Origin of the sequence: Acinetobacter sp. V102_4 (assembly GCF_031799005.1) — a bacterium.
Classification (GTDB): domain Bacteria; phylum Pseudomonadota; class Gammaproteobacteria; order Pseudomonadales; family Moraxellaceae; genus Acinetobacter; species Acinetobacter calcoaceticus.
On the sequence record NZ_JAVQNR010000050.1, the window covers coordinates 16984 to 33491 of the forward strand.

The window sequence follows — 16508 nt, forward strand, 5'->3', positions numbered from 1 at the left end:
ATCTTACTTTTTAATCGGTTTGCGCGGACCTTTACGGGTACGTGCGTTAGTTTTGGTGCGTTGACCACGGACAGGCAAGCTGCGACGATGGCGAAGGCCGCGATAGCAACCCAAATCCATTAAACGTTTAATGTTCATGGAAATTTCGCGACGCAAGTCACCTTCGGTAGGAACCTTAGCAACTTCTGCACGAATCGCATCGAGCTGAGCATCGTCCAACTCACGGATCTTAGTAGTTTCAGTAATACCAACTGTAGCTAAGATATTCTTAGCAGTATGGCGACCGACACCAAAGATGTAAGTGAGGGAGATAACAGCATGCTTGTTATCCGGAATGTTTACACCGGCAATACGAGCCATTCACTTTCTCCAAAAAGGCAGTAGAGATAATCAACCGCCCCACAAAATCTTGAGGGGCGGATATTAACCCAATTCGCCTACTGAAATCAACAGGTCTTGATTAGATTAACCTTGACGCTGCTTATGACGAGGTTCTGCGCTACAAATTACGCGAATAACCCCATTACGACGGATAACTTTACAGCTACCACAAATTTTCTTTACAGAAGCTTGTACTTTCATGATGAAACCTCTAAGTGCGCTTATCCCTTAGGATGAGCAGTCGTTTTTCTCATTAATGTTTGATTATCATATTGATGAGATGTTAAGTGCGCTTGTAGCTGAGCCATAAAGTCCATAACAACGACAACTACGATTAGTAATGATGTACCACCCAAAGAGAATGGGATCCCAAAAGAACTTTGTAGAATCATTGGCATTAAACAAATGACCGTAATATAAATCGCACCAATAAACGTCAAACGATTAAGAATATGATCTAAGTAACGAGCAGTTTGCTCACCTGGGCGAATACCAGGCACATAAGCTCCGCTGCGTTTTAGATTTTCTGATACTTCCTTAGGGCTAAATACTAAAGCCGTATAAAAGTAACAGAAAAAGATAATTAACGCACCAAAGAGCACCAAATACAAAGGCTGTCCAGGCGACAATACTAAAGCTAAATCTTGTAAGCTACGCTTAATTAATCCAGCATTTGCATCTGCACTTCCTACCCATTGACCAAGACTCGCTGGGAACAATAGTAAAGAACTTGCAAAAATCGCAGGAATCACACCAGCCATATTAATTTTCAATGGCAAATGTGTCTGCTGTGCCGTAAATATACGACGACCTTGCTGCTTTTGTGCATAGTTTACTGGAATACGACGTTGTGCTTTTTCAATAAACACAATGGCAGCCAACACACCTAAAGACAAAAGACCAAAGATCACAAGACCAATTAAGCTTGTCTGACCATTATCTACTGATGAAACTGATTGCATAATTAAGTTAGGCAAACCAGAAACAATACCAGCAAAAATAATCATTGAGATACCGTTACCAATACCTCTTTCAGTGATTTGTTCACCTAGCCACATTAAGAACATAGTTCCAGCGACAAGTGACGTAACCGCTGGTATATAAAACTCAAGACCAACTGACAGAGTAATACCCTGACCAATCAAACCTGCGCACATACCAACTGCCTGAACCACTGCAAGCAATAATGTACCCTGACGCGTATATTGATTAATTTTACGCTTACCTTGCTCACCTTCCTTTTTCAAGGCTTCTAGTGAAGGAATTACCGTAGACATTAACTGCACAATAATTGATGCAGAAATGTAAGGCATAATCCCTAAAGCAAGAATAGACATTCGCTCTAAAGCACCGCCAGAAAACATATTGAATAGCCCAAGAATAGTTCCTTGGTTCGCTTGAAATAAATTTTCTAACGCAGCATTATTAATGCCTGGTACTGGAATATGCGCTCCTAGTCGAAAGACCAGCAATGCACCGATTAGAAAACTCATCCGGCGAATAATTTCACGATATTTCACGTGAAATGGCTGACCTTTCATCATGTTGACATGACCTGAAGAACTAGGAGACATAGACACTCGAGATTACTCCTCGACTTTGCCGCCAGCTGCTTCAATCGCAGCTTTAGCGCCTTTAGTCAATGCAACACCTTGAACAGTGAATGCACGAGTGATTTCACCAGAAAGTACGATACGAGCACGAATTTGGTCACGACGAACAACATTCGCAGCTTTCAAAGTTTCTAGGCTAACGATGTCGCCTTCAACTTTGCTTAACTCAGATAAACGTACTTCAGCAGTTTTTAAAGCGATTTGGCTAGTGAAACCGAATTTAGGTAAACGACGATAAATCGCTGTTTGACCACCTTCAAAGCCTGGACGAACGCCACCACTTTTACGTGATTTTTGACCTTTGACACCACGGCCACCGGTCTTACCAACGCCAGAACCGATACCACGGCCTAAACGACGGTTTTCACGTTTTGCACCTTCTGCAGGCGCAAGCTCATTTAAACGCAGAGTCATGGCTTATTCCTCTACACTAACCATATAGTAGACTTTGTTGACCATACCGCGGTTAGAAGGCGTATCTTGCACTTCTACAGTATGACCAATACGACGCAGACCTAAACCTTGTAAGCAAAGCTTGTGATTTTTCAAGCGATGTGAAGAAGATTTAGTCTGGGTAACTTTAATCGTTTTCATGATTGATTACCCTTGAATTTCTGCTACTGATTTACCACGTTTCGCAGCGACTTTCTCAGGAGAAGTCATATCACGCAAACCTTTGAAAGTTGCGTTTACTACGTTAGCAGCATTAGTAGAACCATAACATTTAGCAAGTACGTTATGCACGCCTGCAGCTTCTAGAACGGCACGCATTGCGCCACCAGCGATTACGCCAGTACCTTCAGAAGCAGGTTGCATGTATACACGGCTTGCACCATGACGAGCATTCACAGGGTGTTGTAAAGTAGTACCTGCAAGGTCTACAGTAATCATGTTGCGACGTGCAGCTTCAAGTGCTTTAGAAATAGCAGCTGGAACTTCACGCGCTTTACCACGACCAAAACCAACACGACCATTACCATCACCCACAACAGTTAATGCTGTGAAAGAGAAGATACGACCGCCCTTAACAACTTTGGCTACACGATCAACGGCAACCAGCTTTTCAACAAGACCTTCGTTTTGTTCAACTTTAGCCATGATTAGAACTCCAAGCCGTTTTCACGAGCAGCATCAGCCAAGGCTTTGATACGACCATGATATTTAAAACCAGAACGGTCAAATGCAACTTTAGTTACACCAGCTGCTTTCGCGCGCTCTGCGATTAAAGCACCTACTTTAGTAGCCGCATCTACATTACCTGTAGTACCGCTACGTAAAGATGCATCCAAAGTTGAAGCTTGCGCTAAAACTTTGCCACCATCTGCTGAAATAACTTGAGCATAGATGTGACGCGGAGTGCGGTTTACACACAAACGAGTCGCACCCAATGCACGGATGTGCAAGCGTGTGCTTTTCGCACGACGCAAACGGGTTTGTTTCTTTTCGTTCATAAGAACCTCGCGCCTTATTTCTTCTTAGCTTCTTTACGAAGAATGACTTCATCCGAATAACGAACACCTTTACCTTTATATGGTTCAGGAGAACGATACGCACGGATTTCTGCCGCTACTTGACCTAACAACTGCTTGTTTGCTGATTTCAAAATGATTTCAGTTGCAGTTGGAGTTTCCGCTGTTACACTTTCAGGTAAAGCGTAGTCAATTGGGTGTGAAAAACCAAGGTTAAGGTTTACAACAGTACCCTTAACCGCAGCTTTATAACCAACACCAACTAGCTGCAACTTACGTTCGAAGCCTTCACTAACCCCTTTTACAAGGTTATTCAATACAGCGCGAGCAGTACCAGCTTGCATCCAAGCATCTTTCGATTCTTTAACTGGAGCAAGTTGAAGTTTACCTTCTTCCTGTTTTAGCTCGACCAGCGCATGCAGGTTGAAAGACAACGTACCTTTGCTGCCTTTCACTTCGACCTGCCGGCCGTTCTGAGTAACTGTTACACCATTTGGTACAGTTACTGGGGCTTTAGCCACACGAGACATGAGGAATCACCTATTAAGAAACAAAAGCAATAACTTCACCACCAACGCCCGCAGCACGTGCAGCGCGATCAGTCATGATGCCTTTGCTTGTAGAAACAATTGCAATACCTAAACCTTGCTTAACGCTTGGAAGTTTATCTTTACCGCGGTATTGGCGAAGACCTGGACGGCTTACGCGCTTAACCACTTCGATAACTGGTTTGCCTTCGAAATATTTTAAAGTAATTGTCAAAGTAGATTTTGTCTCTTCTTGAGCAACTTCTACATTTGAAACATAACCTTCTTGTTGAAGAACGTTTGCAATTGCAACTTTCAACTTAGAAGAAGGCATAGAAACAGTTTGTTTCTTAGCCATTTGTGCGTTACGAACACGTGTTAGCATGTCGGCAACGGTATCTTGCATACTCATTTAGTCGCTCCTTACCAGCTTGCCTTAACAACGCCTGGTACATCACCCTGCATTACTGTGTCACGTAATTTGTTACGGCTTAAACCGAACTTACGGAAGTAACCATGAGGACGACCAGTTAAACCACAACGGTTACGAAGACGTACCGGAGATGCATTACGTGGCAATGCTTGTAACTTTAACGTCGCTTCGAAACGCTCTTCTTCAGTTGCGTTTACATTTGCAATTGTAGCTTTTAATTCAGCACGTTTTGCAGCGTATTTAGCAACTGTTTTTTCGCGTTTCAATTCGCGATTAATCATACCTTTCTTAGCCATATCGACCTCTTATTTGAACGGGAAGCCGAATGCACGCATAAGCGCACGGCCTTCGTCATCGGTGCGAGCAGTCGTAGTAATAGTAATATCCATACCACGAATACGATCAATCTTATCGAAATCGATTTCAGGGAAAACGATTTGCTCTTTCAAACCCATTGAATAGTTACCACGACCATCAAATGATTTCGAAGAGAAACCACGGAAGTCACGGATACGAGGGATTGCGATTGAGATCAAACGATCCAAGAATTCGTACATTTGGTCGCCACGTAAAGTAACTTTACAACCAATCGGCCACCCATCACGGATTTTAAAACCTGCGATAGATTTACGAGCAAGTGTAATTACTGGTTTTTGACCAGCAATTAATTGCATGTCGACTACAGCGCCATCTAATAATTTCTTATCAGTTGCAGCTGCGCCTACACCCATGTTTAGGGTGATTTTTGTGATGCGTGGAATTTCCATCACGTTCTTAACGCTAAGTTCTTCTTTTAACTTGGCTTTAAGTTCATCATTGTAACGTGCTTTAAGTCTGGCCATCGCCTTTTCAACCTATTACTTCGCTACCGCCACTGATTCACCATTTGATTTATAAACGCGAGTTTTCACGCCATCAATCACTTGGTAACCAACACGGTCAGCCTTCTGGGTTGTAGCATTTAAAATTGCCACGTTTGAAATATGAAGCGAAGCTTCTTGAGTAACAATACCGCCTTCAGCGCCAGTTACACGATTCGGCTTTTGATGCTTCTTCACTAAGTTAAGGCCTTCAACCTTAACGCGGTCTTCAGAAACAGACAATACAGTACCCTGTTTGCCTTTTTCTTTACCTGCGATCACAATAACTTGATCGCCTTTTTTAATCTTAGCCATGATTGCCTCTTATAGAACTTCAGGAGCCAATGAAATGATTTTCATGAACTGTTCAGTACGAAGTTCACGAGTCACTGGTCCGAAGATACGAGTAGCAATCGGAGCTTTGTTGTTGTTCAGGATAACTGCAGCATTATCATCAAAACGGATCACAGAACCATCTGGACGACGAATGCCGAATTTAGTACGAACTACAACCGCATTCATCACGTCACCTTTTTTAACACGTGCGCGTGGGATTGCTTCTTTTACAGTAACTTTAATAATGTCGCCAACAGAAGCATAACGACGATGTGAACCACCAAGTACTTTAATACATTGTACGCGGCGAGCACCACTGTTGTCTGCTACGTCGAGCATAGTTTCGGTTTGAATCATTGCCCTACTCCAAAACCGAGCATCACCGGTCACAATTTCGAAAGGCTCAAAGAGTACTCGAAATTGACCGATGATGCAACAAGAACGTCGAATTACTCAGCAGCTGCTTCAACTACTTCCACTAAAGTCCAAGCTTTAGTTTTAGAAATTGGGCGGCTTTCTTTAATGGTCACAACATCACCAATTTTAGCGACGTTATTCTCATCATGAGCGTGTAACTTAGTTGAACGGCGAATTGACTTGCCATACAACGGGTGTTGAACGCGGCGTTCAATAAGAACAACAATAGATTTATCCATTTTGTCACTTACGACTTTGCCGGTTAACGTGCGGACTGTTTTTTCACTCATTGTCCGTTCCCCTGTTTTTCGGTAAGGAGTGTCTTAATACGAGCAATTGTCTTACGAGCAACTTGCACTTCGTGCGATTTACCCAACTGACCAGTTGCTTTCGCCATACGAAGACGGAATTGGTTAAGCTGTTGCTCATCAAGCAAAGCTTTCAACTCTTCTACCGACTTTTCACGTAAATCTTTAGTTTTCATTACATTACCGTCCGAGTCACGATAGTGGTTTTAAACGGAAGTTTAGCAGCAGCTAAAGCAAATGCTTCACGCGCTAATTCTTCGTTCACACCTTCAATTTCGTACAGGATCTTGCCTGGTTGGATCTGGCAAACCCAGTATTCCACGCTACCCTTACCTTTACCCATACGCACTTCAAGAGGCTTTTGAGTAATTGGCTTATCCGGGAATACGCGAATAAAGATTTTACCACCACGCTTAATACGGCGGCTAATAGTACGACGTGCAGCTTCAATCTGACGCGCAGTCATACGACCACGTTCAGTTGCTTTAATTGCAATCGAACCAAATGATACTGTACTACCACGATGCGCTAGACCAGTATTACGGCCTTTATGCACCTTACGGAATTTGGTACGTTTAGGTTGCAACATGGATTATTCTCCCTTGTCAGCAGCACGGTCACCGCGACGACCACGACGCTCTTGACCTTCACCACGACCACGACCACGTTTAGCTGGACGATCTTCAGCAGGAGCAGGGTTCATGACTTGTTTCATGCCACCTAAAATCTCGCCACGGAAAATCCAAACTTTAACACCAATCGTACCGTAAGTTGTTTCTGCACGCACAGTTGCATAGTCAATGTCTGCACGCAATGTATGCAAAGGTACACGACCTTCACGATACCATTCAGTACGAGCAATCTCTGCACCACCTAAACGGCCAGACACTTCAACTTTGATACCTTTAGCACCAGCACGCATAGTGTTTTGAACCGCACGCTTCATAGCACGACGGAACATTACACGCTTTTCTAATTGAGAAGCAATTGCTTCAGCAACTAAACGCGCATCTAAGTCTGGGCGATCAATTTCGTTGATACTTACTTGCGCAGGAACACCCATAATGCTAGTAAGTTCGCGCTGTAATTTCTCAATATCTTCGCCTTTTTTACCGATTACGATACCAGGACGAGCTGTGCTAATTGTTACTTTAGCAGCGCCTGATGGACGTTCGATAAGAATGTTGCTGATCATCGCATTCTTAAGTTTTTTATTTAAAAACTCACGAACTTGAAGATCTTTAAGCAAGTATTCAGCGTATTGTTTCGGACTCGCATACCAGTTAGCGTTATGACGTTTCACAACACCTAGGCGGATACCGATTGGATGAACCTTCTGACCCATATCAAACCCCTACCTTAACGGTGATGTGACAAGTACGCTTAGTAATACGATCTGCACGGCCTTTAGCACGTGGCATAATACGTTTAAGGCTAACGCCTTCATCAACGTAAATCGTAGAAACTTTAAGATCATCAACATCTAAACTGTTATTGTGTTCAGCGTTTGCAATCGCAGATTCCAATGCTTTTTTTACTAAAACAGCAGCTTTTTTATTGCTGAAGTTTAAAATATTTAAAGCATGCGCAACAGATTTGCCGCGAATAAGATCTGCAACCAAACGTGCCTTTTGTGCCGAGATAGCGGCACCGCGTAATTTAGCAGTTACTTCCATCATGACACCTATTAACGTTTAGACTTCTTGTCAACACCGTGACCACGATAGGTACGAGTTGGCGCGAATTCACCGAGTTTATGACCAACCATATGCTCAGTAACAATTACTGGAACGTGATTACGACCATTATGAACAGAAATTGTTAAACCAACAAAATCTGGAAGGATCATCGAACGACGAGACCAAGTTTTAATCGGCTTGCGAGAGTTACTAGCAACAGCCGCTTCAACCTTAGCGAACAAGTGCGCATCGACGAATGGGCCTTTTTTCAGAGAACGAGGCATTAGTCAGATTCCTTTACTTGACGCGACGGTCGCGAATAATCATCTTAGTCGTACGCTTATTGGTACGTGTCTTGTACCCTTTAGCTTTTTGACCCCATGGGCTTACAGGTTGAATACCTTTATTACGCCCTTCACCACCACCGTGCGGGTGATCAACTGGGTTCATCGCCATACCACGTACGGTAGGACGAACACCACGCCAGCGCGCAGCACCAGCTTTACCCAATGAACGAAGGTTGTTTTCTTGGTTAGAAACTTCACCAATTACAGCGCGGCATTCAACATGAATTTTACGCATTTCGCCTGAACGAAGACGAACAATTGCGTAAGAACCATCACGACCCAACAACTGAACAGAAGCACCAGCAGAACGCGCTAATTGCGCACCCTTACCAATTTTAAGTTCAACGTTATGAAGTGTAGAACCGATTGGCATGTTACGAAGTGGCAAGCAGTTACCTGGACGAATTGGAGCATCGTTACCAGATTGTACTTTATCGCCAGCACGTAAGCCTTTAGGTGCAATGATATAACGACGCTCACCATCAGCATATTTCAACAAAGCAATATGTGCTGTACGGTTAGGATCGTATTCAATGCGCTCTACAACAGCTGGGATGCTGTCTTTATTACGCTTAAAGTCAACGATACGATAGTGTTGCTTATGACCACCACCAACGTGACGAGTTGTAATGTGACCGTTATTATTACGACCACCAGTACGTTTTTTTGCTTCAACCAACGGTGAGTAAGGCGCGCCTTTGTGAAGGTGATCATGAACCACTTTCTCTACAAAGCGACGTCCTGGAGACGTTGGCTTACATTTTTGAATCGGCATAATTTTCGTCCTTATTCCGCTGCGCTTTCAGCGGTATCGCCCAAGTCAGCCATTTCAACATCTTGGCCGGCTTTCAGGGTGACGTATGCTTTTTTAACATCAGAACGACGTCCCAATGTTTTACCAAAGCGCTTAGTTTTACCTTTAGTAATAGTAGTGTTAACTTTAACAACTTCTACGCCAAAAAGTTTTTCAACTGCTTTTTTAACTTCAAGTTTAGTAGCATTAATATCTACTTTAAATACTTGAACGCCAACAGTATCACCTAAAACTTGTGCCTTTTCTGAGAAGACTGGTCCTTTAAGGACTTGATAGATACGTTCGTTGTTCATCCGAGTTCTACCTCAATTTTCTTAGCAGCAGCTACAGACATAACAACTTTATCAAACGCGATCAAGCTTACAGGATCGATTGCAGTTGCATCCACCACATCTACATGCGGAAGGTTGCGTGCTGCAAGATATAAGTTCTCATCTACAGCTTCAGTAACGATCAATGCACGAGCGGCATTTAAATCGCCAAGCTTAGCAAGCAATTCTTTAGTTTTTGGAGCTGCAATAGCAAACTCTTCAACTAATACAAGACGATCCTGGCGAACAAGTTCAGCTAAGATACATTGCATTGCACCGCGGTACATTTTGCGGTTTACTTTTTGAGACCAATCTTGTGGACGAGCAGCAAAAGTTTTACCACCACCAACCCAGATAGGGCTACGAGTAGAACCCGCACGAGCACGACCAGTACCTTTTTGACGGAATGGTTTTTTACCACCGCCAGAAACGTCTGCACGTGACTTCTGAGCACGAGTACCTTGACGACCACCTGCTAAATAAGCAGTAACAACTTGGTGTACAAGAGCTTCGTTAAATTCACGTCCGAAAGCAACTTCAGACAATTCAACAGCAGAGCCGGAAACAGTTTTCAAATTCACGGTATTTCCCCTCAGGCCTTGATGGTAGGACGTACAATAACGTCACCGCCAGTTGAACCAGGAATTGCACCTTTAACAACTAAAACAGAACGTTCAGCGTCAATAGATACGATTTCAAGACCTTGTACTGTTACGCGTTCATCACCTAAGTGACCAGCCATTTTTTTGCCTTTGAACACGCGACCAGGAGTTTGGTTTTGACCTGTAGAACCTAATACACGGTGAGAAACTGAGTTACCGTGAGTAGCGTCTTGGGTACGGAAGTTCCAACGCTTAACACCACCTTGGAAACCTTTACCTTTTGATTGACCAGTTACGTCAACAACTTGACCAACTGTGAACAAATCAACACCAATAGTACCGCCAACTTCACGACCTTCAAGCTCAGCTTCAGTAACACGGAACTCTTTAACCAAACGACCAGCAGCAACACCAGCTTTCGCAAAGTGACCTTTCTGAGCGTTAGTTACGCGAGATTCGCGACGTTCACCAGTAGTTACTTGAACAGCTTGATAACCATCAGTTTCAAGTGTTTTGATTTGCGTAATGCGGTTTGGATCGACTTCGATGACTGTAACAGGTACAGAAACACCTGCATCTGTAAAGATGCGAGTCATACCACATTTGCGACCGACTAAACCAATAGCCATGTGCATAAACCTCTAAAAAAGCGGCCTAATTAACTTAAAAGTTAATCAACCGAAAGCCTTAACCCAAAGCGATCTGAACATCAACACCAGCCGCAAGATCTAATTTCATCAATGCATCAACAGTTTTATCTGTAGGTTGAACGATATCGATCAAACGTTTGTAGGTGCGGATTTCGTACTGGTCACGCGCATCTTTGTTAACGTGCGGTGAAGTAAGAACGTTGAAGCGTTCGATGCGAGTAGGCATCGGAATTGGACCACAAACTTGTGCGCCAGTACGCTTAGCGGTTTCTACGATCTCTTGAGCAGATTGATCAATCAGACGATGATCAAAAGACTTCAAACGGATACGAATTCTCTGGTTAGACATACCAGTAAACTCCAAGCCAAACATATAAAGAATCACCCTTGACGCATCTCACCCATTGGTAAGTGTCAAAGGCAGTGAAAATCACTAAGGTCATGATCGATGCCACGACTGTAATGCACATTTACCACTTTCTTCGCAGTAAATGCCCCTCCTATTGAGGGTCGCTCATTATAACGATTGTTTAAGTCTTATGCAATTCTCTTTTTCTATTTTCTCCACAAAACCTGCTTTGATCGAGCATTCAGAGTTCATCTAGGCATTTATTACAAACTCAATAGCTTTATTTAGGAGTTGATTACCTTGCTCAAATTTTTGTGCTTCTGAATACTGTAGTTCACGCGTAGATTGAACATATTCTCCGTCAAAAATAGACAACTCCTCTTCATCTTCAAGTAAGAGCGCTAAAGCTGCTGGTGTCATCTCTGGATGAAACTGAAAGCCAAGCACATTTTTTCCAATCTGATACATCTGATTGCGACAAGCCCTGTTCTCCGCCAAGTGTATAGCGCCTTTAGGTATTTCAAATGTCTCACTATGCCACTGCATAACATTTATCTTTTCAGGTAACGGAAAGCTTTCTTGAGGTAAATTTGCAACTCTCTGGACCGTTGACCAGCCAAGCTCCTGATAGCGATTACGGCTCACCGCCGCGCCCAATGCATTAGCAATCAGTTGCCCCCCTAAACAAAGACCAATAGCAGGCTTTCCTGCTGCCAAATAACGGCGCAGCCATCTTTTCTCTATCTTTAGCCATGGAAAATTCGCCTCATCATTTACACTCATCGTTCCACCCATGACCAGTAACAAATCAACTTCTTCGATTCTTGGTAAAGCCTCTATTTCAAGTGATCGATCAACCGGAAGTGCAAAGAACTCCGTAGAGCTAATGGTCGCGTGGTGGGCTTTTAAAAATGAGTAACAACTTCCAAATCCCTCACCTGCAATGTGTTGAAAATAGTGAACTCGTAAATGCGACTTCATGCGCTTAAACCTATTGTTGTTAGAATGTTGTAGTGGTCTTTGCAAAAATAAAGCCAAGTTTTTATTTTATGGGTCTACTGTAACGAAACGTCTTATAAAACTTCGTAAATCTAGCGAAGAATTTAAATTTCTCTTAATCTAACTTTATTATCTAAAATGCAACGCACTATGAAAAAGCATAACGACTTCCAGACTCGCCTCATTCACGCACCAAGAAAGGCTCCGCAATTTATCGAAACAGTGCAACCACCCTTATTTCGTGCATCCACTATTATTTTTAAATCAACTTCGCACCTTTTTGATCGCCATTGGACTGATGATTACGACTATAGCTATGGGACGCATGGTACCCCCACCACCTTCACCTTAGGCGACAATATTGCACAAATTGAAGGTGGACTGCATTGTTTGCTTGCACCAAGTGGTCTATCAGCAATTAATGTTGTGAACTCAGCATTTTTAAGCACTAATGATGAAGTATGGGTCCCAGACAACATTTATGGACCTAATCTAGAACATTTAAATCATCTACAAAATCAATATGGCGTTATTGTTAAAGTATATAACCCTATTGACGCTTCAAGTTTTCAACCGACTGAAAAAAGTAAACTATTATGGTTAGAGGCTGCGGGTTCAGTTACTTTAGAATTCCCTGATCTTAAAAATCTAGTTAAAAAAGCTAAAAAACATGGTGTATTAACAGCCCTAGATAACACTTGGGGAGCTGGGCTCGCGTTTAATGCTTTTAATTTTTCAGATGAACATCTATCAGTCGACTTAACCGTCCATGCTCTAACCAAATATCCAAGTGGTGGTGGTGACATCTTAATGGGTAGCATTGTAACTCGTGATGATAAACTCCATCATCGTCTGTTCCGTACGCATGCCATTTTAGGTATTGCAGTTTCAGGAGACGATGCGGCTCAAATCCAACGCAGTCTTGCTCATATGTCTTTACGCTATGAACAACAATCAGCCAATGCTCAAACTTTACTTAAATGGCTAAAAGACCAACCTCACTTTGCACAAGTTCTACATCCAAGTGATGAGACCGCCCCAGGCAATCAATATTGGCAAGAAATCTGCACAAATGGTCAAAGTGCTGGCTTAGTCAGTGTTATTTTCAAACCAGATTATGATATTACCGCAGTACGTCGCTTCTGTGATGCATTAGAGTTATTTAAGCTCGGTTTTAGCTGGGGAGGACCAATTAGTCTGATCATGCTTTATGATTTAAAAATGATGAGAAAACTTGAGAATACACATTTACAACAAGGTTTATTAGTTCGCTTCTGTATAGGACTGGAAGATCCGCAAGATTTAATTCAAGATATCGAAAATGCACTGAAACAACTGTAAAAACGACAACATTATAGTGGCTCGAACCAAAGGATAAAAATATATGGGTACACCGATTGTTATTGCTAAAAATCTGAATGACACATCAAAAGAAATTGTTTTGCTTTCTCAATTTGCTAACCGCCATGGCCTGATTGCAGGTGCAACAGGTACAGGCAAAACAGTTACTTTAAAAGTTCTAGCAGAAAGTTTCTCTCGAATCGGCGTTCCTGTATTTCTTGCCGATGCTAAAGGCGATGTTTCGAGTCTCGCAAAATCAGGTGAGGCTTCAGATAAGTTTAATGAACGTCTAAAATTATTACAGATTGATAGCGTTCCTTTTGCTGCCAACCCTGTCGTTTTCTGGGATCTATTCGGCCAACAAGGCCACCCTATTCGCACTACAATTTCTGAAATAGGGCCAATTTTATTGGCTCGTATGCTCAATCTAAATGATACCCAAGAAGGTGTATTAGCTGCAGTTTTTCGAATTGCGGATGATCAGGGCCTACTGTTAGTAGACTTTAAAGACCTAAAAGCCATGATCACCTTCGTTAGTGAACATGCAGCAGAGTTTAAAGCAGAATATGGCAATTTATCTCCGGCTAGCTTAGGTGCTATTCAGCGTAACTTGCTTGCTCTTGCCGACCAAGGTGGAGAACAATTTTTTGGTGAGCCGGCTTTAAACATTCTGGACTTTATACAAACCGATGCAAATGGACATGGTTATATCAATATTCTTGCTGCTGACAAGCTCATGAATACACCTAAGCTATATGCCACTTTTTTGTTATGGATGCTTTCGGAGTTATTTGAACAACTTCCAGAAGTTGGCGATATGGACAAACCCAAACTTGTGTTTTTCTTTGATGAGGCTCACTTATTATTTGACAATGCCAGTCAAGCATTACAAGAAAAGATTGAGCAAGTTGTACGCTTAATTCGCTCTAAAGGTATTGGCATCTATTTTATTACTCAGAATCCACTCGATTTACCAGAAAGTGTTCTCGGTCAGCTTGGCAATCGCATTCAACATGCGCTACGTGCATTTACCCCTAAAGATCAAAAAGCAGTAAAAACCGCAGCAGATACTTTCCGTGCCAATCCAAACTTTAAAGTTGATGAAGCCATTACCGAACTGGCTGTTGGTGAGGCGCTAATTAGTTGTCTTGATGAGCAAGGTACGCCACAAATTGTAGAACGTGGCTGGGTTATGCCTCCTTACTCTGCTTTTACACCAATCACTCCAGAAGAGCGTCAAACTCTAATCTCAAAAAGTATTATTGCTGGTATTTATGAACAAGCTGTAGATCGTGATAGCGCTTATGAAATGCTACAAAATAAAGTCGCTGAACGTGAGCAACAACAACAAAATACCGAACTTGCTAAACAACAAGAAAAAGAGCAAGAAACTTTAGCAAAGCAGCAAGCAAAGGAACAAGAGCGATTAGCACGTGAACAGCAAAAAGAAGAAGAACGAGCAGCACGTGAACGAGCCAAGCTTACGCAAGATATTGTGGGTACTTTTGCAAAAAGTGCCGCGCGCAGTCTAGGGGGAAGTACAGGTCAAAAATTAGTAAGAGGCCTGCTGGGTTCACTATTTGGTAAATAACTTTCTTCGATATATCACTTTTAAATTAGGGAATTTTATATTCCCTAATTTTTTTATGGTTTTTATAAAAAATCTATTGCGATTGTTTTTTTGAAGATGTATTTTAAATACATCTTATATAGCCAGATAAATAAGGTCTAGCCATGACTCCACAACAAATCGAACTCGTTAAATCTACAGTACCTGTTTTACGTGAACACGGCGTTACGCTGACCACATACTTTTATAAGCGTATGCTTAATAACAATCCTGAATTAAAAAATGTTTTCAATTTGGATGACCAAACTAGCTTACGTCAACCTCGCGCTCTTGCAGCTGCCGTTCTTGCATATGCAGAAAATATTGAGAACCCTACTGTTTTAGCGAAAGCAGTTGAGCGTATTACGACTAAACATGTGAGCTTAGATATTCAACCAGACCAATATGCAATTGTTGGCGACAACTTACTTCATTCAATTAGTGAAGTACTCAACGTGCCATTTGAATCAGAACTGATTGAGGCGTGGAAACAGGCTTATTTACAATTGGCAGATATTCTAATTGGCGTTGAAAAACAAAAATATGAACAACTTAAAAACTTAAATGGTGGATGGGCTGGCTGGCGTTCATTTGAAATTACTCAAATTGATCCTCTTGAATCTGGCAAACGTTTCACCTTAAAAGCAACTGACCATGAAAACATACTTAGCGGACCTGCAAATGCTTTTATTTCGGTTAAAGTACAAGTTCCAGATGAGCAGCTTGAACAACCGAAAGCTTTTAAATTTACAGAAGCTCAGGAAAACAACTCATATCATTTTGAAGTTCAGCCTGAAGAAAACCACACAGAGTTCTCAGTAGCGAACATCTTGCTTGAACATTATAGAGTTGGCGATCAAGTTCAAGTTTCAGCGCCTTTAACGCTCTAATATAAAAACCTCTTGCCTGAAAGTTTTCTTATTTAGACTTTCAGGCTAAGATGATCATCCTTTTAATCTCTTCCATTTTTGGTGATCATGCAGCTTAATAAATTTACCGATTATGCATTACGACTATTAATGTATGTTGCACGCCCAAGTGATGCACCCTACACGATTGCAGAAATCGCGAAAGATTTGCATGTTTCACAAAACCATCTGGTTAAAGTTGTTCACTTCATGGGTAAGCAGGAATGGATTATTACCATTCGTGGAAAAGGCGGTGGAATTCGCTTAAATCCAGATGCACTTAACTCAAATTTAGGGTCAATTGTTCGAATATTACAGGGTGACAATCAAATCATTGAATGCAATACACCACCTTGTGTATTACGCAGTCACTGTGGTTTAAAAGGTATTCTTGACCAAGCTTTAGAAAGCTTTTACCAAAGTCTAGACCAATACACGCTTGGAGAGGTTTTGCAACAGTCAAAGTCTGCCCCACCTGAATCTCCTATTGCCTTTTTACAAATCTGACTTCTATTGATTTTCATAAGTAGATTTATTGAAAATTAGCAAGAATAA

At 42.0% G+C, this 16508-nt stretch carries 28 protein-coding genes and 2 pseudogenes; 5 read left to right on the forward strand and 25 right to left on the reverse strand.

The window, feature by feature from the left end; translation table 11 throughout:
- Window positions 1-3 precede the first annotated feature (3 nt).
- The 25 genes and pseudogenes from rpsM to RMB13_RS14935 form a co-directional block, all read right to left on the reverse strand.
- Window positions 4-360, reverse strand: coding sequence for a 30S ribosomal protein S13 (rpsM, locus tag RMB13_RS14815; protein WP_004789609.1), 357 nt, complete (start codon window positions 358-360; stop codon window positions 4-6).
- A 105-nt stretch (window positions 361-465) separates the two neighbouring features.
- On the reverse strand, window positions 466-582 hold the full coding sequence (gene rpmJ, locus RMB13_RS14820; protein WP_000867907.1) for a 50S ribosomal protein L36: 117 nt from the start codon (window positions 580-582) through the stop codon (window positions 466-468).
- A 20-nt stretch (window positions 583-602) separates the two neighbouring features.
- On the reverse strand, window positions 603-1922 hold the full coding sequence (gene secY, locus RMB13_RS14825; RefSeq protein WP_171056784.1) for a preprotein translocase subunit SecY: 1320 nt from the start codon (window positions 1920-1922) through the stop codon (window positions 603-605).
- Window positions 1923-1967: 45 nt separating this feature from the next.
- Entirely contained in the window at window positions 1968-2408 is a 441-nt protein-coding gene (gene rplO, locus RMB13_RS14830) for a 50S ribosomal protein L15 (RefSeq protein WP_003653650.1), read from the reverse strand.
- Window positions 2409-2411: 3 nt separating this feature from the next.
- Window positions 2412-2588 carry a 50S ribosomal protein L30 gene (rpmD, locus tag RMB13_RS14835; protein ID WP_003653652.1) on the reverse strand — a complete coding sequence of 59 codons (177 nt, stop codon included), beginning with the start codon at window positions 2586-2588 and terminating at the stop codon, window positions 2412-2414.
- Between the two features lie 6 nt (window positions 2589-2594).
- The gene (gene rpsE, locus RMB13_RS14840; protein ID WP_003653653.1) at window positions 2595-3092 is read right to left on the reverse strand and encodes a 30S ribosomal protein S5; all 498 of its coding nucleotides are present in this window, start codon (window positions 3090-3092) and stop codon (window positions 2595-2597) included.
- A gap of 2 nt (window positions 3093-3094) precedes the next feature.
- Entirely contained in the window at window positions 3095-3445 is a 351-nt protein-coding gene (gene rplR, locus RMB13_RS14845) for a 50S ribosomal protein L18 (protein WP_003653654.1), read from the reverse strand.
- A gap of 14 nt (window positions 3446-3459) precedes the next feature.
- Entirely contained in the window at window positions 3460-3993 is a 534-nt protein-coding gene (gene rplF, locus RMB13_RS14850; RefSeq protein ID WP_003653655.1) for a 50S ribosomal protein L6, read from the reverse strand.
- Window positions 3994-4006: 13 nt separating this feature from the next.
- A complete protein-coding gene (gene rpsH, locus RMB13_RS14855) occupies window positions 4007-4402 on the reverse strand; it encodes a 30S ribosomal protein S8 (RefSeq protein WP_003653656.1) in 396 nt (131 codons plus the stop codon).
- A gap of 11 nt (window positions 4403-4413) precedes the next feature.
- Window positions 4414-4719 (reverse strand): 30S ribosomal protein S14, encoded by a 306-nt coding sequence (gene rpsN, locus RMB13_RS14860; RefSeq protein ID WP_003653657.1) that lies wholly within the window; start codon window positions 4717-4719, stop codon window positions 4414-4416.
- 9 nt (window positions 4720-4728) lie between these two features.
- A complete protein-coding gene (gene rplE / locus RMB13_RS14865) occupies window positions 4729-5265 on the reverse strand; it encodes a 50S ribosomal protein L5 (protein ID WP_003653658.1) in 537 nt (178 codons plus the stop codon).
- 15 nt (window positions 5266-5280) lie between these two features.
- The gene (gene rplX, locus RMB13_RS14870; RefSeq protein WP_002116820.1) at window positions 5281-5598 is read right to left on the reverse strand and encodes a 50S ribosomal protein L24; all 318 of its coding nucleotides are present in this window, start codon (window positions 5596-5598) and stop codon (window positions 5281-5283) included.
- Window positions 5599-5607: 9 nt separating this feature from the next.
- Window positions 5608-5976, reverse strand: a complete 369-nt coding sequence (gene rplN / locus RMB13_RS14875) for a 50S ribosomal protein L14 (protein ID WP_001982634.1) — start codon at window positions 5974-5976, stop codon at window positions 5608-5610.
- Window positions 5977-6068: 92 nt separating this feature from the next.
- Window positions 6069-6326 (reverse strand): 30S ribosomal protein S17, encoded by a 258-nt coding sequence (rpsQ, locus tag RMB13_RS14880; RefSeq protein ID WP_001291845.1) that lies wholly within the window; start codon window positions 6324-6326, stop codon window positions 6069-6071.
- The gene (rpmC, locus tag RMB13_RS14885) at window positions 6323-6520 is read right to left on the reverse strand and encodes a 50S ribosomal protein L29 (protein ID WP_000849928.1); all 198 of its coding nucleotides are present in this window, start codon (window positions 6518-6520) and stop codon (window positions 6323-6325) included. Before rpmC ends, rpsQ begins: the two co-directional genes overlap by 4 nt.
- Window positions 6520-6933 (reverse strand): 50S ribosomal protein L16, encoded by a 414-nt coding sequence (gene rplP, locus RMB13_RS14890; protein WP_002049688.1) that lies wholly within the window; start codon window positions 6931-6933, stop codon window positions 6520-6522. Before rplP ends, rpmC begins: the two co-directional genes overlap by 1 nt.
- A pseudogene (gene rpsC, locus RMB13_RS14895) lies at window positions 6873-7689 on the reverse strand (30S ribosomal protein S3). The gene rplP and the pseudogene rpsC overlap by 61 nt, the downstream one beginning before the upstream one ends.
- A gap of 1 nt (window position 7690) precedes the next feature.
- Window positions 7691-8020, reverse strand: coding sequence for a 50S ribosomal protein L22 (gene rplV / locus RMB13_RS14900; RefSeq protein WP_004639524.1), 330 nt, complete (start codon window positions 8018-8020; stop codon window positions 7691-7693).
- An 11-nt stretch (window positions 8021-8031) separates the two neighbouring features.
- On the reverse strand, window positions 8032-8307 hold the full coding sequence (gene rpsS, locus RMB13_RS14905) for a 30S ribosomal protein S19 (RefSeq protein WP_001138119.1): 276 nt from the start codon (window positions 8305-8307) through the stop codon (window positions 8032-8034).
- Window positions 8308-8320: 13 nt separating this feature from the next.
- Window positions 8321-9145 carry a 50S ribosomal protein L2 gene (gene rplB, locus RMB13_RS14910; protein ID WP_004789629.1) on the reverse strand — a complete coding sequence of 275 codons (825 nt, stop codon included), beginning with the start codon at window positions 9143-9145 and terminating at the stop codon, window positions 8321-8323.
- Window positions 9146-9156: 11 nt separating this feature from the next.
- Window positions 9157-9477 carry a 50S ribosomal protein L23 gene (rplW, locus tag RMB13_RS14915; protein ID WP_003653662.1) on the reverse strand — a complete coding sequence of 107 codons (321 nt, stop codon included), beginning with the start codon at window positions 9475-9477 and terminating at the stop codon, window positions 9157-9159.
- Window positions 9474-10076 carry a 50S ribosomal protein L4 gene (gene rplD, locus RMB13_RS14920; protein ID WP_003653663.1) on the reverse strand — a complete coding sequence of 201 codons (603 nt, stop codon included), beginning with the start codon at window positions 10074-10076 and terminating at the stop codon, window positions 9474-9476. The genes rplW and rplD overlap by 4 nt, the downstream gene beginning before the upstream one ends.
- An 11-nt stretch (window positions 10077-10087) precedes the next feature.
- Window positions 10088-10726: a 50S ribosomal protein L3 gene (gene rplC, locus RMB13_RS14925; protein WP_004639526.1), complete on the reverse strand. Its 639-nt coding sequence runs from the start codon at window positions 10724-10726 to the stop codon at window positions 10088-10090.
- A 58-nt stretch (window positions 10727-10784) separates the two neighbouring features.
- Window positions 10785-11096 (reverse strand): 30S ribosomal protein S10, encoded by a 312-nt coding sequence (gene rpsJ, locus RMB13_RS14930; RefSeq protein WP_000070912.1) that lies wholly within the window; start codon window positions 11094-11096, stop codon window positions 10785-10787.
- Between the two features lie 252 nt (window positions 11097-11348).
- The gene (locus RMB13_RS14935; RefSeq protein ID WP_005038489.1) at window positions 11349-12077 is read right to left on the reverse strand and encodes a type 1 glutamine amidotransferase; all 729 of its coding nucleotides are present in this window, start codon (window positions 12075-12077) and stop codon (window positions 11349-11351) included.
- A gap of 168 nt (window positions 12078-12245) precedes the next feature.
- On the opposite strand from RMB13_RS14935, the gene RMB13_RS14940 reads away from it, so the two are divergent.
- The 5 genes and pseudogenes from RMB13_RS14940 (at window position 12246) to RMB13_RS14955 (ending at window position 16460) form a co-directional block, all read left to right on the forward strand.
- Window positions 12246-13436 (forward strand): PLP-dependent transferase, encoded by a 1191-nt coding sequence (locus RMB13_RS14940; RefSeq protein WP_311085638.1) that lies wholly within the window; start codon window positions 12246-12248, stop codon window positions 13434-13436.
- A gap of 43 nt (window positions 13437-13479) precedes the next feature.
- Window positions 13480-15027: a helicase HerA-like domain-containing protein gene (locus RMB13_RS14945; protein ID WP_056482623.1), complete on the forward strand. Its 1548-nt coding sequence runs from the start codon at window positions 13480-13482 to the stop codon at window positions 15025-15027.
- Window positions 15017-15168 (forward strand): annotated as a pseudogene (locus tag RMB13_RS21865) (hypothetical protein). Before RMB13_RS14945 ends, RMB13_RS21865 begins: the two are co-directional and overlap by 11 nt.
- A gap of 2 nt (window positions 15169-15170) precedes the next feature.
- Entirely contained in the window at window positions 15171-15935 is a 765-nt protein-coding gene (locus RMB13_RS14950; protein ID WP_311085639.1) for a globin domain-containing protein, read from the forward strand.
- An 87-nt stretch (window positions 15936-16022) separates the two neighbouring features.
- A complete protein-coding gene (locus tag RMB13_RS14955; RefSeq protein ID WP_311085640.1) occupies window positions 16023-16460 on the forward strand; it encodes an Rrf2 family transcriptional regulator in 438 nt (145 codons plus the stop codon).
- Window positions 16461-16508: the final 48 nt, after the last annotated feature.

Excerpts from the sequence above, each read along its gene's own strand:
- rpsM (WP_004789609.1), bottom strand. The coding sequence starts at position 360 with ATGGCTCGTATTGCCGGTGTAAACATTCCGGATAACAAGCATGCTGTT.
- rpmJ (WP_000867907.1), bottom strand. The coding sequence starts at position 582 with ATGAAAGTACAAGCTTCTGTAAAGAAAATTTGTGGTAGCTGTAAAGTT.
- secY (WP_171056784.1), bottom strand. The coding sequence starts at position 1,922 with ATGAAAGGTCAGCCATTTCACGTGAAATATCGTGAAATTATTCGCCGG.
- rplO (WP_003653650.1), bottom strand. The coding sequence starts at position 2,408 with ATGACTCTGCGTTTAAATGAGCTTGCGCCTGCAGAAGGTGCAAAACGT.
- rpmD (WP_003653652.1), bottom strand. The coding sequence starts at position 2,588 with ATGAAAACGATTAAAGTTACCCAGACTAAATCTTCTTCACATCGCTTG.
- rpsE (WP_003653653.1), bottom strand. The coding sequence starts at position 3,092 with ATGGCTAAAGTTGAACAAAACGAAGGTCTTGTTGAAAAGCTGGTTGCC.
- rplR (WP_003653654.1), bottom strand. The coding sequence starts at position 3,445 with ATGAACGAAAAGAAACAAACCCGTTTGCGTCGTGCGAAAAGCACACGC.
- rplF (WP_003653655.1), bottom strand. The coding sequence starts at position 3,993 with ATGTCTCGTGTGGCTAAAGCCCCAGTAACTGTACCAAATGGTGTAACA.
- rpsH (WP_003653656.1), bottom strand. The coding sequence starts at position 4,402 with ATGAGTATGCAAGATACCGTTGCCGACATGCTAACACGTGTTCGTAAC.
- rpsN (WP_003653657.1), bottom strand. The coding sequence starts at position 4,719 with ATGGCTAAGAAAGGTATGATTAATCGCGAATTGAAACGCGAAAAAACA.
- rplE (WP_003653658.1), bottom strand. The coding sequence starts at position 5,265 with ATGGCCAGACTTAAAGCACGTTACAATGATGAACTTAAAGCCAAGTTA.
- rplX (WP_002116820.1), bottom strand. The coding sequence starts at position 5,598 with ATGGCTAAGATTAAAAAAGGCGATCAAGTTATTGTGATCGCAGGTAAA.
- rplN (WP_001982634.1), bottom strand. The coding sequence starts at position 5,976 with ATGATTCAAACCGAAACTATGCTCGACGTAGCAGACAACAGTGGTGCT.
- rpsQ (WP_001291845.1), bottom strand. The coding sequence starts at position 6,326 with ATGAGTGAAAAAACAGTCCGCACGTTAACCGGCAAAGTCGTAAGTGAC.
- rpmC (WP_000849928.1), bottom strand. The coding sequence starts at position 6,520 with ATGAAAACTAAAGATTTACGTGAAAAGTCGGTAGAAGAGTTGAAAGCT.
- rplP (WP_002049688.1), bottom strand. The coding sequence starts at position 6,933 with ATGTTGCAACCTAAACGTACCAAATTCCGTAAGGTGCATAAAGGCCGT.
- rplV (WP_004639524.1), bottom strand. The coding sequence starts at position 8,020 with ATGGAAGTAACTGCTAAATTACGCGGTGCCGCTATCTCGGCACAAAAG.
- rpsS (WP_001138119.1), bottom strand. The coding sequence starts at position 8,307 with ATGCCTCGTTCTCTGAAAAAAGGCCCATTCGTCGATGCGCACTTGTTC.
- rplB (WP_004789629.1), bottom strand. The coding sequence starts at position 9,145 with ATGCCGATTCAAAAATGTAAGCCAACGTCTCCAGGACGTCGCTTTGTA.
- rplW (WP_003653662.1), bottom strand. The coding sequence starts at position 9,477 with ATGAACAACGAACGTATCTATCAAGTCCTTAAAGGACCAGTCTTCTCA.
- rplC (WP_004639526.1), bottom strand. The coding sequence starts at position 10,726 with ATGGCTATTGGTTTAGTCGGTCGCAAATGTGGTATGACTCGCATCTTT.
- rpsJ (WP_000070912.1), bottom strand. The coding sequence starts at position 11,096 with ATGTCTAACCAGAGAATTCGTATCCGTTTGAAGTCTTTTGATCATCGT.
- RMB13_RS14935 (WP_005038489.1), bottom strand. The coding sequence starts at position 12,077 with ATGAAGTCGCATTTACGAGTTCACTATTTTCAACACATTGCAGGTGAG.
- RMB13_RS14940 (WP_311085638.1), top strand. The coding sequence starts at position 12,246 with ATGAAAAAGCATAACGACTTCCAGACTCGCCTCATTCACGCACCAAGA.
- RMB13_RS14945 (WP_056482623.1), top strand. The coding sequence starts at position 13,480 with ATGGGTACACCGATTGTTATTGCTAAAAATCTGAATGACACATCAAAA.
- RMB13_RS14950 (WP_311085639.1), top strand. The coding sequence starts at position 15,171 with ATGACTCCACAACAAATCGAACTCGTTAAATCTACAGTACCTGTTTTA.
- RMB13_RS14955 (WP_311085640.1), top strand. The coding sequence starts at position 16,023 with ATGCAGCTTAATAAATTTACCGATTATGCATTACGACTATTAATGTAT.